Genomic DNA, 15,388 nt, shown 5'->3' with positions numbered 1-15,388 from the left:
GTTAAGTTTAAATAGTTCTGAATAAATTCCTGAGACTTTGGTAGGACATCAGCATCTAGATATAACAACCAATTAAATACGGATTTCTCATAAAGAAGTTGTCGGGTTTTTGTTCGCCCATAATTGCGTTCTGATCTGAAGTAATGGATGTTCGGAACATGGTTGATAATCTTGTTCTGAAGATAAAAAGCTTCAGAAGATCCATCGTCCCACACAATTATTTCGTAGATGGTTTTACTGGCCTCAAGTTGTTTGTGGAGTTCTTCAACTAAAGGGATAATACTGGAGTTGTATACGGGAATTAAAACTGAAATCATATCAAAATTATAGAACTTAAAAGTACGTTTTTAAAAGAGAAAACCACGACTTGAATTCATTGATTTGGATTGTTTGCGATAAATATAAAAATGATTGGCAGTCATTTTAAATGGAAAGTATGTTGATCCTGAAAACAAATTAACCAAGTGACTTAAAAATTATAGCTTTGGAAGTGATTAAAAAGATTTCTTTAGACTGATGTTTTGTATTCGCATTCTTTATCCGAGAAGAAAATAAAAATAAATTAGGACATATTTTGATTTTTCAGTTATGATTTCTATTAAATGCTTTTCCGCTGCACCACTTCAAAAACCTTGTTCTCATCACATTTTAAGGTTTTACTTGGGTAACGTAGTAGAAGCGCATAATCGTGAGTTGCCATTAAAATGGTATTCCCGTTTTTATTGATTTCGCGCAAAACCTCCATGACTTCAATACTGGTTTGCGGATCCAAATTTCCTGTAGGTTCATCGGCCAAAATAAGTTCAGGGTCATTCAATAAAGCTCTCGCAATTGCAATCCGTTGTTGCTCACCACCTGAAAGCTCATGTGGAAACTTAAAGCCTTTGGTTTTCATGGCGACTTTGTCGAGGACGTTTTCAATGCGTTCCTTGATTTCGTTTTTGTCCTTCCAACCAGTGGCTTTCAATACAAATTCTAAATTACTGTTCACCGTTCTATCAGGTAACAATTTAAAATCCTGGAAAACAATACCCAACTTGCGTCTTAAAAACGGAATGTCCTTCTCTTTTAAAGTTTTCAAATCGAAATCTACAACATGACCTTCACCATGAGTCAATTGCAAATCGCCATAAAGCGTTTTCATAAAACTGCTTTTTCCACTTCCCGTTTTTCCGATAAGATAAACAAAATCGCCTTTTTGCATTTCTACATTAACTTCAGACAACACCATGCTATCCCCTTGGTATATGGAAACATCCTTTAATTCTAAAACAGTTTGAGACATTTTTGTATGTGAGTTTTTAAGAGTGGTAAATGTATTATTTTAATATGCAATTATCAAATATTTTGGAAATGAGTCGGTACAGTTGGCAGTCTTCAGTTGGCAGTGATCAGTTGGAGCATGGTTGTTATGTCTGGCTTAAAATCCATTTTAGTACAAATGGTGGGTTTTTTCAAAGAAAACACAAACATAATCTCGCCAATGTGTGGATTTCAGGAAAATAATAAAAACGATATATAAGAAATGGTCGTTTTAATTGTAAAAGTCTGATTTACTTAGCACTTGGAACTGCCAATTGAGCACTGAATACTGCAGACTATTCTTTTAATAACTTCGTTTATAATTAAATAATCTTTCCTTCGTTATAGGCTTAAGATTCAAGTATCTTTGATCGGCTAAAAATAAAACTGGACTGAATGACTAATAAAAAACTCTCACTTTTAGTAAGTTTCCTATTGCTTATAGGGCACACTTACGCACAACAATCGGCAACTTATACCAACGAGCTGGTCGATTATCAAAAAGCATTGACTTTATATAATAACAAACAATATCAGGCAGCGCAAAGTATGTTTGACAAAGTAAAGGACGCCACCGACGATCAACAGCTGGAGGCCGATTGTACTTACTACTACGCCAACTGTGCGGTGCGACTGAATCAAATAAATGCAGACGCACTTATTGAAGATTTTGTTGAGAAATATCCAACGAGTACCAAGCGCAATAGTGCTTTTTTGGATGTAGCCGATTATTATTTTGATAACGGAAAATATTCCTATGCCAGAAAATGGTATGATAAAGTTGATGAAGGCAGCATGGACAGGGCCGAGCGCGATAAGTTCTCCTTCAATTACGGCTACAGTTTGTACTCTACTAAGGACCAAGTGGAAGCGCAAAAATACTTCAACCGCGTGCTAAACTCCAAGGAATATGGCTCGCAAGCCAAATATTATATTGGATTTATGGCTTATGAAGGCGACGATTATGATCGTGCCAATGAATATTTTGAGCAGGTAAGCGATAATGAAAAGTATCAGGAAAAACTGTCTTATTATCAAGCAGATTTGAACTTTAAACTTGGCAAATTTGAAAAAGCCATTGAGCTTGCTCAGGCGCAAATGAAAAAGAGCAATGCCAGTGAAAAATCTGAATTGTCTAAAATCATTGGAGAAAGTTATTTTAATCTCCAAAAGTATAAAGAAGCCATTCCGTATTTAACGGCCTATAACGGAGTTAAAGGGAAATGGAGCAATACCGATTATTACCAATTGGGCTACGCGTATTACAAACAAAATGATTTTGAAAAAGCGATTTCAGAATTCAATAAAATTGTTGGAGGCAACAATAGTGTCGCACAAAACGCCTATTACCATTTAGGAGAAAGCTATGTGAATTTGAACAAGAAACAGGAAGCATTGAATGCTTTTAGAAATGCTTCTCAAATGGATTATGATCTCAGAATTCAGGAAGATGCTTGGTTGAATTATGCAAAGCTCAGTTATGAAATCGGGAATCCATACCAATCTGTGCCGCAGGTTTTGACCAGTTATTTAGATAAATATCAGCAGAATTCTAACAAATCAGAAATTGAAACCTTATTGATTGACTCCTATATCACTTCAAAAAACTACAGGGAAGCTTTAAGGTTGTTGGAAGGTAAAAACAGTTTCGAAAATAAAGTAGCGCTTCAAAAAGTAGCTTTTTACAGAGGCATTGAAGTTTATAATGAAGGGAATTATAAGGAAGCAAGATCCTTATTTGAAAAAGCTATCAAGGAACCACGTGATCCAAAGTTTACCGCACGAGCAACTTTTTGGAAAGCTGAAACAGATTATGAAATCGGAAACTATGATGAGGCATTGATCGGTTTCAGACAATTTAAACAGCAAAGTGAAGCTGCAAAAACGCCTGAAATGACCAACATTGATTATAATTTGGGCTATACTTATTTCAAGCAGAAGAATTATACAAAATCGACCGAGCACTTTAAAGCTTTTGTCAATCAACAAACGCAAGACAAATTACGTTTGAATGATGCTTACTTGAGATTAGGAGATGGTTATTTCGTGTCTTCAGATTATAAAGATGCGATAGGTGCCTACGATAAAGCCATTGCTTTAAAACAAATTGAACCCGATTATGCCGATTTCCAAAAGGCGATGAGCTACGGTTATATTGGACAGGGGAATACCAAAATCCAAGAGTTGAACAATTTTATCAATAAATACACAAAATCGTCTTTACGTGATGATGCGATGTATGAATTGGCAAATTCGTATGTAAAAGCCAATCAAAACGATAAAGCTATCGCCATGTACGACCGATTGAATACGGAATACAAGAATTCAGTGTTCCATTCAAAATCAATTTTGAGACAAGGCTTAATTTATTATAACGCAAGTCAGAACGAGAAAGCATTGAGCAAGTTTAAAGATGTTGCCAAAAACTTTCCGAACAGTGAAGAGGCAGTACAAGCAGTGGCTACAGCACGTTTGATTTATATTGATACAGGACGCGTGGCAGAATATGCGGCTTGGGTAAAAACCTTAGATTATTTTGAGGTTTCTGATGCTGATTTGGATAATGCTACTTATTTGGCAGCAGAAAAGCAGTATATGGAAAATAAAACCGACAATGCTATCAAACAGTTCAATGGGTATTTAGGTCAGTTTCCCAATGGACTTCATGCTTTAAAATCACATTTTTATTTGGCAGAATTGTATTCTAAAAAATCATTGCCAGAAAATGCACAGCCCCATTATGAGTTTGTGGTTTCTAAGCCTAAAAGCGAATATACGGAGCAAGCCATCGTGAAACTCTCCGAAACTTTTTTGAACGCTTCCCAATGGAATAAAGCCATTCCGTTATTAAAGCAATTAGAAACAGAAGCCGATTATCCGCAGAATATCATCTACGCGCAATCCAACTTAATGAACGCTTATTATCAGCAGGAAAAATATAGTGATGCTGAACGTTATGCTGAAAAAGTATTGTCGAGTTCAAAACTTGACAATAAAGTGAAGAGTGACGCTCAGATAATTATTGCACGTTCCGCTATAAAAACCGGCAATGAGTCGAAAGCCAAAACTGCGTATGCCACGGTTGAAAAAATAGCTACTGGTGCTTTGGCCGCTGAAGCCCTGTATTACAGCGCTTACTTTAAAAATAAGGAAGGCAGTTATGAGGCTTCTAACACTACCGCTCAAAAATTAGCTAAGGATTATGGAAGTTATAAATATTTCAGTGCTAAAGGTCTGGTGTTAATGGCTAAAAACTTCTATGCTTTAAAAGATGCTTTTCAGGCTACTTATATTTTGGAAAGCGTGATTTCAAACTTTCCGGAATTTAAAGATGTCGTTCAGGAAGCACAAGCACAACTAAGCGCCATCAAAGCGCAAGAAGCAAAAACAAATTCATCAATCAGAGCTGATCAAAATTAATTAGAATGCCATTTTATCTCCCTTTGGGAGAGATGTCCGCAGGACAGAGTGGGATTGGAATTTAACAAACAAAACAATGCTAAAAAAAATCAAATATATCTTTATCATCGCAGTCCTGACAGGAACAGCAACCTTTGCCCAAGAACGCACCAAAGACACTTTAGACACTGAAGTCGTTAACGTCGTCAAGGCTTACACGCCAACGGTTGCAGATGCCTTCAAAATAAAGGAACAGCCAACTTTAGATGATGAAACAACAACCACAAAAAAGGCGATTAAATACAATATTTTTTCCATTCCTGTAGCCTCGACTTTTACTCCAGCAAAGGGTAAGGCGGCCACAGTCAACAAGGCGAAAGCCGTTAAGTTATATGATAATTATGCCTCTTTGGGTGTTGGCTCTTACACCACTATTTTAGGGGAAGTCTTCTTGAACCAGGAGTTGGGTAGAGGAGAAAATGTAGGAGGCTATTTAACACACCATTCTTCAAGCGGTGGTATTAAAGGTCTATTATTGGATGATGATTTTATTGATACCAAACTCAACGTTAATTATAGTCAGCGACTGCGTGATTTATCTTGGTCGGTTGATGCTGGTGCTTTATATCAGAAATTCAATTGGTACGGATTGCCACAGCCTTATTTTGATGCGACTACTGCCGATACGCTCAACGGAAGTCATACGTTTTATGGTGGGAATGTCGGAGCAAAAGTAAAGTTTGAAGATTATCTTTTTAAAGATGCAAGTGCACGATTTAGAAGGTTTGGAGACAATCAAGGTTCAGGAGAAAATCGATTTGTTGTAAAAGCTTCTGCGGATGTGCCCATTCAGGATGAACTGATTTCAACTGAAGTGACCATCGATTATATTAATGGGTCTTTCGATAGAAATTTTTATACAGATGATAAGTTGACCTATGGCAATGTTAGCTTTGGTATTGCGCCAAGCTATCAATTGACACAAGATGATTTAACCCTGAATTTAGGTGTGAATTTAGTGTACAAGAACAACACGGCAGGTGGTAACAGTAACTTTTATATCTACCCAAATATCACGGCTACTTATAGAGTAATCGACGAATTGATGATCGCTTTTGGTGGACTGGAAGGCGGCTTAAAGCAAAATTCTTATTATGATTTTGCACAGGTGAATCCGTTTGTGTCTCCAACCCTTATCATTAATCCTACGGATAAAAAGTACGAGGCTTCTTTTGGTTTAATGGGTAAGTTGTCTAACAGTATTAGTTATAGTGTGAGTGGACATTATATGAATGAGAGTGATAAAGCCTTATTTAGAGGAAACTCTATTCTTGCAGGAGCCACAGAGAATTATCAATATGGAAACTCCTTCGGAATTGTTTATGATGATGTCAAGACTATTTCTTTTAAAGGTGAATTGAACGTGGACGTGAATAGAAATTTCAAATTAGGTGCTAAAGCTGAATATTTCTCATACAATAGTGAGAGACAATCAGAGGCATGGAATCTTCCAGACCTTAAAGCGTCATTATTTTTAGATTATCAAATTGATGAAAACTGGTTCGCTGGTGCAGGTTTATTTTATGTAGGCGAACGTAAGGATCAATTTATTCAAGAAAGCACCAATGAATTTGTGACACCAATACTGCAAACTATGACTTTGGACAGCTATTTTGATGCCAATGCACATGTTGGCTATCGTTTTAATGATCAGCTTTCATTTTACGTCAAAGTCAACAATATTGCCAATCAAGATTATCAGCGTTGGTTAAATACCCCAGTTCAAGGAATTCAATTCTTGGCTGGAGCAACTTATCAGTTCGATTTCTAACCAAATCCCTGCGAAGGCAGGGATCTCGGAATTTAACTATATTTTTATCTTCCATTAACAAAAGCATCCAAATCCCGGATGCTTTTTTTGTTTTTAAAAATGAGTATTTGAAAAAACACTTCAAATCATATTTCATCACAAACAATCAGCGAGCGTTCCATTCTTAGATCAAATTATAAATATTAAATAACTCACATTTCAGATGGTTTATAATAATCTTTCTTAATATCGGATAGAGCTATATTTGTAACTATCCGATAAAAGAAGTATCTTAGTAATGTGAAAAATTTAGATTTAACATATCGTGAGGAAATGATGCCCTTTTTTGAGCGTCTTGAAATGAAGCTTGAGCAATTAAAAAAGCACAGGCCTTTACCTTTAATGGCTTTAAATAAAATAAGGGAAGCTCTGACTGTTGAGTGGACCTATAATTCCAATAGTATCGAAGGTAATACCTTAAGTTTAAGAGAAACTCAAATGGTGTTGCAAGATGGCATTACTATAAAAGGGAAATCTTTAAGAGAGCATTTTGAAGCAAAAAACCACGAGCGCGCCATAAATCTTCTATATAAATTAGTGGATAGTTGCGATACTCTTTCTATTCATGAGATTCTTTCTTTGCATGGATTGGTATTGAATTCTATAGAAGAAGAGTTTGCAGGAAGGCTTCGCAATGGAGGTGTTCGTATTTCGGGAGCAAATTTTGTGCCCCCAAATGCCATGAAAGTTTCTGGTTTGATGGATGAGCTTTTGGCATTCGTAGATGAGAATCCTTTAAATCTGAATATTGTTGAGCTTACCACAATATTCCATCATCGTTTTGTTTGGATTCATCCATTTTTTGATGGTAATGGTAGGACAGTACGGCTGGCCATGAACATGTTATTGATGAAACAAGGATTTCCGCCAGCCATCATTTTGACTAATGACCGTTTAAAATATTATAATGCACTCAATGATGCCAACAAAGGGCGTTACGGAAAGATGATGCTTCTGATGGCGCAAGCCATTGAACGCACACTTAATATATACCTTAATGCTTTGCCAGGAAGCACTTTGGAGTATACAGAAATATCTAATTTGGTTGAGGAAGAAAATCTGCCGTATGGTCAAGAATATATAAGTCTTTTGGCGCGTACTGGTAAAATCGATGCCTATAAAGAAGGTAGAAACTGGCTTACCACAAAGGAAGCTATTGAAAATTACGTCAAAAACAGAAAACGTAAACGGTAGTTTTGATAACTAATTTCAATAGAACGCTGATGACGCAGATGGAGCAGATGTTCATTCATTAGTCCGAATCAGATCATATTTCATCATAAATAATCAGTGTAATCTGAGTTCCATTATTTTACTCACATTATAATAGAAAACTGATTACGCTAATGTTCACTGATTAAAAATTCGAAGCATATAATATTTCATCATAAATAATCAGTGTCATCTGCGTTCTATTCAAAACATAATTATTATAATTCTTAATGGATTAGAAGACGATTAACTCTGAAATATCAAAAACCATCTAATTCTCAGATGCTTTTCTTATTTTTACTGCACAATCATTTCTAACAGAAACCATACACTAAATGAAAAAACTATTCGTCTTCTTTCTTATAACCACTATTTTCTCCTGTAAAAACGAAAAAATAAAGGTCGATTCTATTGTTATCAATGCCAATGTTTATACGGTTAATTCCAATTTCGATAAAGCAGAAGCCTTCGCCATTAAGGACGGAAAATTTCTGGAGGTAGGCACTTCTAAAAAAATTCAAGATAAGTACACTTCAAAAAATGTAATTGATGCCAAGGGACAAACCGTTGTGCCAGGTTTTATCGATGCTCATTGCCATTTTCTAGGATTGGGATTGAACCAACAATCCGTAGATTTGGTCGGCACTAAAAGCTTTGAAGAAATCATCCAACGCATCAGCGACTTTCAAAATGAAAAGAATGTTGATTTTATAAAAGGTCGCGGTTGGGACCAAAATCATTGGGCAGTAAAAGAGTTTCCTAATAAAGCTATGTTGGACGAGTTATATCCTGACACGCCGATTGCCTTAACCAGAATTGATGGACACGCGCTATTGGCAAATCAGGCGGCACTCGATTTAGGTAAGGTCACAATTAATAGCAAGGTTGATGGAGGAGAAGTGATTGTTGAAAACGGACAGCTTACCGGTGTTTTAGTAGATAATGCCCAGGATTTGGTCATGGCACATTGGCCAAAAGGATCCCGAAAAGAAATGATAAATGCACTTTTGGATGCTCAAAAAATTTGCTTTGGCTACGGTTTGACCACTGTGGATGATGCAGGTTTATCACGAGAATCTATTGAGCTTATTGATAGTTTGCAGCAATCGGGAGATTTGAAGATTCGTGTTTACGCCATGATCTCTGGATCAAAGGATAATGTTGATTATTACTTAACTAAAGGTATTAGTAAAACAGACCGCTTAAATGTTAGTAGTTTTAAATTCTTTGCTGATGGGGCTTTGGGATCAAGAGGAGCAATGTTAAGAGCACCTTATAGTGATAAACCAGGTCATTACGGATTGATGGTTACCGATTTGGAAACTTTTAATGATGCTGCACAACGTATCGCTAACTCAGATTTTCAGATGAATACCCATGCCATTGGAGATTCAGCAAACCATGCTGTTTTACAGACTTATGATAAAGTATTGAAAGATAAATCAGATAAACGCTGGCGAGTAGAGCATGCGCAAATCGTATCACCTGGAGATTTTAAATATTACAAAAATATAATCCCATCCATTCAACCAACGCATGCAACTTCTGATATGAATTGGGCTGAAGACCGTTTGGGATCAGAACGTATCAAAGGTGCCTATGCTTACAAGCAATTATTGGATGCCTACGGAAAAGTGGCTTTAGGAACTGATTTCCCTGTGGAGGAAGTAAGTCCGTTTTTGACATTTTATGCGGCTGTGGCACGTCAGGATTTGGACGGTTTGCCAAAGAATGGCTACCAGATGGAAAACGCTTTAACACGTGAAGAAACATTGAGAGGCATGACCATTTGGGCTGCTTACTCCAATTTTGAAGAAGACGAAAAAGGAAGCATTGAAAAAGGGAAATTCGCGGATTTTATTATTCTGGATAAAGATATTATGACCGCTGGGCTTAGTGATATTCCTAATATTAAAGTGGAGAAGACTTTTGTGGGAGGGGAGAAACAGTAACTATTGTCTATAGTTTTATTTCACAGAGATTCATGGAGTTAACTGAGTTTCACAGAGAGTTTTGATATGCTCTGTGAGACTCTGTGATTCTCTGTGTAACAACTAAAATATCCGCGCCAAATAATCGTAATGCTCGCCTTCCATTACCAATTCACACTGCAGTCCTGCCTTTTTGCATGCCTTCGCAAAGGTGTCAAAATCTAAATAAAGCCAGGTTGTAAGCGCTGCGCTTTCGCCTTTATAACTCAACATATAATCGAGTTCACCATAATAATTGGCATTCAAATCCATCCAATAGCCACCATCTTCATCTTCATACATATATTTGATATCAGTAGAATCTGCCAAAATCTGACCACCAGGATTTAATAGGGATTTAAGATGTTTTAAGTAGTGCGGTGCTTTTGAAAGTTCCTCAAAAATTCCGGTACCATTCATCATTAATAAAATGGTATCAAACTTTTCGGTTTCATCCAAAACAGGAAGCACGGCTGCGTTTTTTACTCCGAGTTTTTGAGCGACTTCAATCGCTCCTTCAGAAACATCAATGGCTTTCACGTCAAAACCTTTGCTCTGCAAATACAGCGTATGAATTCCTGCGCCGCAACCAACATCCAGCACTCTTCCTGTGGCAAGTTGCAATGCTTTTTGTTCTAATTTAGACATGTCTTCATAACCTCTAAATAAGTAGTCGAGTGGCATCTCATCATCTTCAGAAATATTGGTTGAAGTGATAATGTTCTCAGTATGATTTCCGTTATAATAATCTATTAATGCTTTTCCGAAAATATCGTTCATTGAAGTCAGTTTTATAATTTCCGTCGAGAAGGAAATCTTAAGTTTTAAATGTATTATTTTTATGCCCTGCAAGACTTTTCAGAAGCATTGCGAAGTCGCAAAGATAAGCATAAGGAAAACAATACCTTCTTTGCCCAGTAAAAAAGAAAATGCAAGAAAAACTTTTCTTAAATTAATAAGATACTATGTTGCCGGTCACCTTCGATATTATAAAATTTATGACTTGCAGCTTAAAAATATAACCTCATTATCATGAAAAAACTCCTTCTATTTTTAACGTTATCCATAACAGCCTCTAATTTTTGTATGTCACAAGAGTGGTTAACCTCTTTTGAAGCAGCAAAGCGTATCGCATTAGTTCAGAATAAATTTCTATTTATGATTTGGGAAGATGCTGCCGCGATACCATACCCTGTCATAATGAGTGATGAGAATGGTAATGAGGTGTTAATTTCAAATTTGTTTGATTACGATCAAATCAATGGCATTATTTGGGATTATTTTGTGCCAGTAAAGGTCAATGAAAGTCTTTATGCCGATTTATATGATCAGATAAAAGGTTCTAGAAGTCGTAGTTATGTAGCTCAATTTGAGGATGACAATATTAAGATTATGGATGCTAATGGCAATATCGTTAACACTTCGATGTCGCCAGAAGCATATTTTAATTTATCAAAATTTGTCAGTAAATACGCTTTGAATACGTCTTTCTTAAATGCGGAATTAAAAAATTATTTGTTGCAGAAGGATTTTGGTACCGCTTATCGTTTAGCCTCTAAATATATGGATTATGCCATTTTGGTTGATAAAACGGTGAGACCTGATATTATAAACCTAGCAGAAATCTATCTAGATGAAGCAGATAAGTTTCTTTTAGATGATAGCGCGACCAATAAGACTACTTTTGAGCAAAAGAGTAGCATGTTAAGATTATCAAAATATCTCTTACTAAACAGACCGAATAAAGTTCTACGTCAGCTAAAAAAGTTTAAACCTTCTGAAATTGATGACGCTAATCAATCGTTACTTTCTTATCTCTACCATACCTCGTACCAGCTTAAAAAGGATGAGGGAAATGCGGAGCTATGGAAAGCTAAAGTTTCCGAAGTAGATTTAAGAAAGTCCCAATTAATCACCAATATTCATCTCTAATATTTCGTCAATTAATGACTATTTATAGAGTAGATATTTTGCTCTAACCTGTTTAAAATCTTCAAGTCCTTTTGCCCAAGTGGCTTTGATTTCCTTTTCAGAAAGTCCTTTTTCTATTTGTTCTTGAAGTTTTGCTGTGCCAGCTAATTTGACGAAAAACCCATTGAAAAACTTTGATTTATTGGCAGAATGGGTGTAAGCTTCAATAAGATATTCTAAATGAAGTCCTGGAGTTACATCAATTTGCGATAAATCCCTTCCATAGCAAAGTTTGCCTTGCTGTGGCGGTGTTTTGGCACCTTCATTTGGTTCAGGCGTGAAACTGAATTTAAAATATTTTTTATCTAATTCAGGACTTCCGAAAATCTGGAATTGTTTATTGGTACCACGACCAACGCTCACATCGGTACCTTCAAAGAAACATAAACTTGGATATAAAACAACCGATTGGTCATTCGGTAAATTAGGAGACGGCTTAATTGGTAAGCTATAGTGCATTTGATGGTTGTAATTTTCCATCGAAATAACGGTCAACTGACATTGCACGCCATTTTTCAACCACTTTTCACCATTGATCATTTTTGCGTATTCGCCGATTGTCATTCCGTGAGCAATTGGAATGGGATGCATTCCTACAAAACTGGTATAGGCTTTTTCTAAAATAGGGCCGTCCACATATTGTCCATTAGGGTTTGGTCGGTCTAAAATCAGTAATGGGATTTTGGCCTCGGCACAAGCTTCCATCACGTAATGCAAGGTAGAAATATAGGTGTAAAACCGAACGCCTACATCCTGAATGTCGAAAACTAAAATGTCCAAACCTTTAAGTTGCTCTGGTTTTGGTTTTTTATTATCGCCATAAAGAGAAATAATAGGAAGTCCTGTTTTGGAATCCAAACCATCTTTTATTTTTTCGCCGGCATCTGCAGTCCCTCTAAAACCGTGTTCTGGAGAAAAAACTTTCTTTATATCGATGTTTAAACTCACTAAGGAATCCACAAGATGCGTGTAACCTTTGTCATTAAAAATCACACTCGATTGATTTCCGACAACACCAACGCGTTTGCCTTTTAGTAATTTGAGGTAGTTTTCGGTTTGATTGGCACCAACTTTTATGGTCTGTGGTTTCGAGGCATCAGTATGAATCCCCAACTCTTCATGGTTTGTGCTTCCAGCTTCCAACTTTGTACTTGCACTTCCTTTTCCACAAGAAAACAGTACTAAAACAATTCCGCTTATCATCGGAAATAACGTATTTTTGAACATCTTTAACAGCATCTTAAAATTTTGAATTACGAGTTTTTTATAGCTAAACGAATTATAGGCAGTAAAGCGTATAAAAGTAGTGTATCGGCACCAATAATAAAAATTGGAATTGCAGCGATTGCTATTGGTATTGTGGTCATGCTCATTGCTATTGCAACGGGCATCGGGCTTCAGGAGAAAATAAGGGATAAAGTCGTGGCTTTTAATGGCCATGTGACCATTACCAATTTTGACAGCAATGCGTCGGATGAATCTGAAATTCCAATTAGCAAGCATCAAGAGTTTTATCCTGAGTTCAAAAACGTTGAGGGTGTCAAACACGTCCAAGCGGTTGCTACCAAATTTGGTGTAATTCGTACCGAAACTGACTTTGAAGGCGTTGTGCTCAAAGGCGTTGGGTCAGATTATGATTGGCATTATTTCAAGGGTTTTTTAACAGAAGGGCGATTGCCGGATTATTCTGGAGAGATGAACAATGAAGTTCTGATTTCTGAATATTTAGCTAATAGATTGCAATTCAAGGTCGGTGATAGTTTTCAAACTGTTTTTAAAAAGGAAAACATTGATCAGATGCCTTTGTTAAGGGCTTTTGAGATTGTGGGGATCTATAATTCCGGATTTAAGGAATTGGATGAGAAATTTGTGATGGGTGATATTCGCCATGTGCAACGCCTGAACAAATGGAGTGAAGATCAGGTTGGAAATTTTGAAGTATTTCTTGACGATTTTAAGCAAATTCAAACCAAAGGCATAGAAATTTACGAGAATATCCCTTCAGATCTTGATGCCACAACGGTGGAGCAGAAGTATGTTTCCATTTTTGAGTGGATCGGTATTTTTGACAATAACACCTATGGTATTATCGGCATCATGATTCTTGTGGCAGGGATTAATATGATTACCGCCTTATTGGTTCTTATTTTGGAACGCACCCAAATGATCGGAATTTTAAAAGCTTTGGGAAGCAATAACTGGAGTATTAGAAAAGTGTTTTTATACAATGCCACCTATCTCATCGGCTTGGGGTTGTTCTGGGGAAATTTAATCGGTTTGGGATTGTTGTTAGCACAGAAGTATTTTGGTTTGGTGCCCCTAAATCCAGAAGTATATTATGTTAACGAAGCACCAGTATATCTTAGTTTAGATTATGTTTTAATGTTGAATTTAGGAACGTTTATTGTCTGTTTGCTGATGCTCTTGATTCCTTCGATTATTATTACCAAAATTTCTCCCGTTAAGGCGATGCGGTTTGATTAGTGCGGTTTTTAGTGGTTAGATTGTAGTTGGTTGAAACATAATTGACTTATTTCTGTACATTAATTAACAGGTTATTTTTCTTCCGCAGATTGTGCTGAAAACAAAACAACTTTGTGTAACTCCGTGTTCCTCTGTGAAACTCTGTGTAAGAACTCAAGGTACTACCCCCGAATTTAAAAAAATCAAAAAATCCGCTTACCTTTGTATTCTTAAAATGAAACAAATGCAATACGCAAAAAACATACTTGAAACTATTGGTAACACACCGTTGGTTAAAATCAACAAATTAACTGCAGATTTACCATGCTTGGTCTTGGCGAAATACGAAACCTTTAATCCTGGCAATTCGGTGAAAGATCGAATGGCTGTCAAAATGATTGAAGATGCTGAAGCTGATGGCAGGCTAAAACCAGGAGGTACCATTATTGAAGGAACTTCAGGGAATACTGGAATGGGATTAGCTTTGGTGGCTATTGTCAAAGGTTACAAATGTATTTTTGTAATGAGCGATAAACAATCCAAAGAAAAAATGGATATCCTTCGTGCCTTTGGTGCTGAGGTGATCGTTTGTCCGACAGATGTTGCGCCGACAGATCCAAGGAGTTATTATTCGGTTGCCAAACGTATAAGTGAGGAAACGCCTAATTCATGGTATGTGAATCAATATGACAATTTGAGCAACACAAAAGCACATTATGAAAGTACAGGCCCTGAAATCTGGAAACAAACGGATGGTAAAGTCACGCATTTTGTGGTTGGGGTTGGTACAGGTGGAACGATTTCGGGTATTGGAAAATATCTGAAAGAACAAAATCCTAATATTAAGGTTTGGGGGATTGATACCTATGGTAGTGTGTTCAAGAAATATCACGAAACAGGGATTTTTGACGAGAACGAGATTTATCCATATGTTACAGAAGGTATTGGTGAAGACATTCTTCCTAAAAACGTCGATTTTGATATCATTGATGGTTTTGAAAAAGTGACCGATAAAGATGCGGCTGTTTATACACAGTTATTGGCGAAGGAGGAAGGCATGTTCTTAGGAAATTCTGCCGGTGCGGCCATTAAAGGTTTATTGCAACTGAAAGACCACTTTACAAAGGATGACGTTGTTGTGGTTTTATTTCACGATCATGGCAGCCGTTATGTGGGCAAAATGTTCAATGATGAGTGGATG

At 36.6% G+C, this 15,388-nt stretch carries 11 protein-coding genes; 7 read left to right on the top strand and 4 right to left on the bottom strand.

From position 1 onward, the window contains the following. Window positions 1-317, bottom strand: a 317-nt coding sequence (locus ABIQ28_RS00665; RefSeq protein WP_348034821.1) for a glycosyltransferase, incomplete at its 3' end; no start/stop codon positions are given. A 281-nt stretch (window positions 318-598) separates the two neighbouring features. Beyond that, on the bottom strand, window positions 599-1,285 hold the full coding sequence (locus ABIQ28_RS00660) for an ATP-binding cassette domain-containing protein (RefSeq protein WP_348034820.1): 687 nt from the start codon (window positions 1,283-1,285) through the stop codon (window positions 599-601). A gap of 413 nt (window positions 1,286-1,698) precedes the next feature. Here ABIQ28_RS00660 and ABIQ28_RS00655 point away from each other — a divergent pair, with 413 nt between their 5' ends. The 4 genes from ABIQ28_RS00655 (at window position 1,699) to ABIQ28_RS00640 (ending at window position 9,735) form a co-directional block, all read left to right on the top strand. Beyond that, the gene (locus ABIQ28_RS00655) at window positions 1,699-4,722 is read left to right on the top strand and encodes a tetratricopeptide repeat protein (protein WP_348034819.1); all 3,024 of its coding nucleotides are present in this window, start codon (window positions 1,699-1,701) and stop codon (window positions 4,720-4,722) included. Window positions 4,723-4,798: 76 nt separating this feature from the next. Then, window positions 4,799-6,532 carry a TonB-dependent receptor gene (locus ABIQ28_RS00650; protein ID WP_348034818.1) on the top strand — a complete coding sequence of 578 codons (1,734 nt, stop codon included), beginning with the start codon at window positions 4,799-4,801 and terminating at the stop codon, window positions 6,530-6,532. 312 nt (window positions 6,533-6,844) lie between these two features. Continuing rightward, window positions 6,845-7,765 (top strand): Fic family protein, encoded by a 921-nt coding sequence (locus ABIQ28_RS00645; protein WP_348034817.1) that lies wholly within the window; start codon window positions 6,845-6,847, stop codon window positions 7,763-7,765. 353 nt (window positions 7,766-8,118) lie between these two features. Next, entirely contained in the window at window positions 8,119-9,735 is a 1,617-nt protein-coding gene (locus tag ABIQ28_RS00640; protein ID WP_348034816.1) for an amidohydrolase, read from the top strand. 102 nt (window positions 9,736-9,837) lie between these two features. Here the strand turns inward: ABIQ28_RS00640 and ABIQ28_RS00635 are convergent, their stop codons facing one another. Further along, on the bottom strand, window positions 9,838-10,533 hold the full coding sequence (locus ABIQ28_RS00635) for a methyltransferase domain-containing protein (RefSeq protein WP_348034815.1): 696 nt from the start codon (window positions 10,531-10,533) through the stop codon (window positions 9,838-9,840). A gap of 252 nt (window positions 10,534-10,785) precedes the next feature. On the opposite strand from ABIQ28_RS00635, the gene ABIQ28_RS00630 reads away from it, so the two are divergent. Beyond that, window positions 10,786-11,685, top strand: coding sequence for a hypothetical protein (locus tag ABIQ28_RS00630; RefSeq protein WP_348034814.1), 900 nt, complete (start codon window positions 10,786-10,788; stop codon window positions 11,683-11,685). Window positions 11,686-11,703: 18 nt separating this feature from the next. Here the strand turns inward: ABIQ28_RS00630 and ABIQ28_RS00625 are convergent, their stop codons facing one another. Further along, window positions 11,704-12,927, bottom strand: a complete 1,224-nt coding sequence (locus ABIQ28_RS00625) for a DUF1343 domain-containing protein (RefSeq protein WP_348034813.1) — start codon at window positions 12,925-12,927, stop codon at window positions 11,704-11,706. Window positions 12,928-12,972: 45 nt separating this feature from the next. Here ABIQ28_RS00625 and ABIQ28_RS00620 point away from each other — a divergent pair, with 45 nt between their 5' ends. Next, entirely contained in the window at window positions 12,973-14,208 is a 1,236-nt protein-coding gene (locus ABIQ28_RS00620) for an FtsX-like permease family protein (protein WP_348034812.1), read from the top strand. 223 nt (window positions 14,209-14,431) lie between these two features. Next, window positions 14,432-15,388, top strand: a 957-nt coding sequence (locus ABIQ28_RS00615; protein ID WP_348034811.1) for a cysteine synthase family protein, incomplete at its 3' end; no start/stop codon positions are given.

It is taken from the genome of Gelidibacter sp. (assembly GCF_039916245.1).
GTDB lineage: Bacteria > Bacteroidota > Bacteroidia > Flavobacteriales > Flavobacteriaceae > Gelidibacter.
This window is presented reverse-complemented; position numbering and strand designations above follow the sequence as displayed.

What these genes read in the sequence shown, in the direction of transcription:
- ABIQ28_RS00660 (WP_348034820.1), bottom strand. Translation starts at nt 1,285, where the DNA reads ATGTCTCAAACTGTTTTAGAATTAAAGGATGTTTCCATATACCAAGGG.
- ABIQ28_RS00655 (WP_348034819.1), top strand. Translation starts at nt 1,699, where the DNA reads ATGACTAATAAAAAACTCTCACTTTTAGTAAGTTTCCTATTGCTTATA.
- ABIQ28_RS00650 (WP_348034818.1), top strand. Translation starts at nt 4,799, where the DNA reads ATGCTAAAAAAAATCAAATATATCTTTATCATCGCAGTCCTGACAGGA.
- ABIQ28_RS00645 (WP_348034817.1), top strand. Translation starts at nt 6,845, where the DNA reads ATGATGCCCTTTTTTGAGCGTCTTGAAATGAAGCTTGAGCAATTAAAA.
- ABIQ28_RS00640 (WP_348034816.1), top strand. Translation starts at nt 8,119, where the DNA reads ATGAAAAAACTATTCGTCTTCTTTCTTATAACCACTATTTTCTCCTGT.
- ABIQ28_RS00635 (WP_348034815.1), bottom strand. Translation starts at nt 10,533, where the DNA reads ATGAACGATATTTTCGGAAAAGCATTAATAGATTATTATAACGGAAAT.
- ABIQ28_RS00630 (WP_348034814.1), top strand. Translation starts at nt 10,786, where the DNA reads ATGAAAAAACTCCTTCTATTTTTAACGTTATCCATAACAGCCTCTAAT.
- ABIQ28_RS00625 (WP_348034813.1), bottom strand. Translation starts at nt 12,927, where the DNA reads ATGATAAGCGGAATTGTTTTAGTACTGTTTTCTTGTGGAAAAGGAAGT.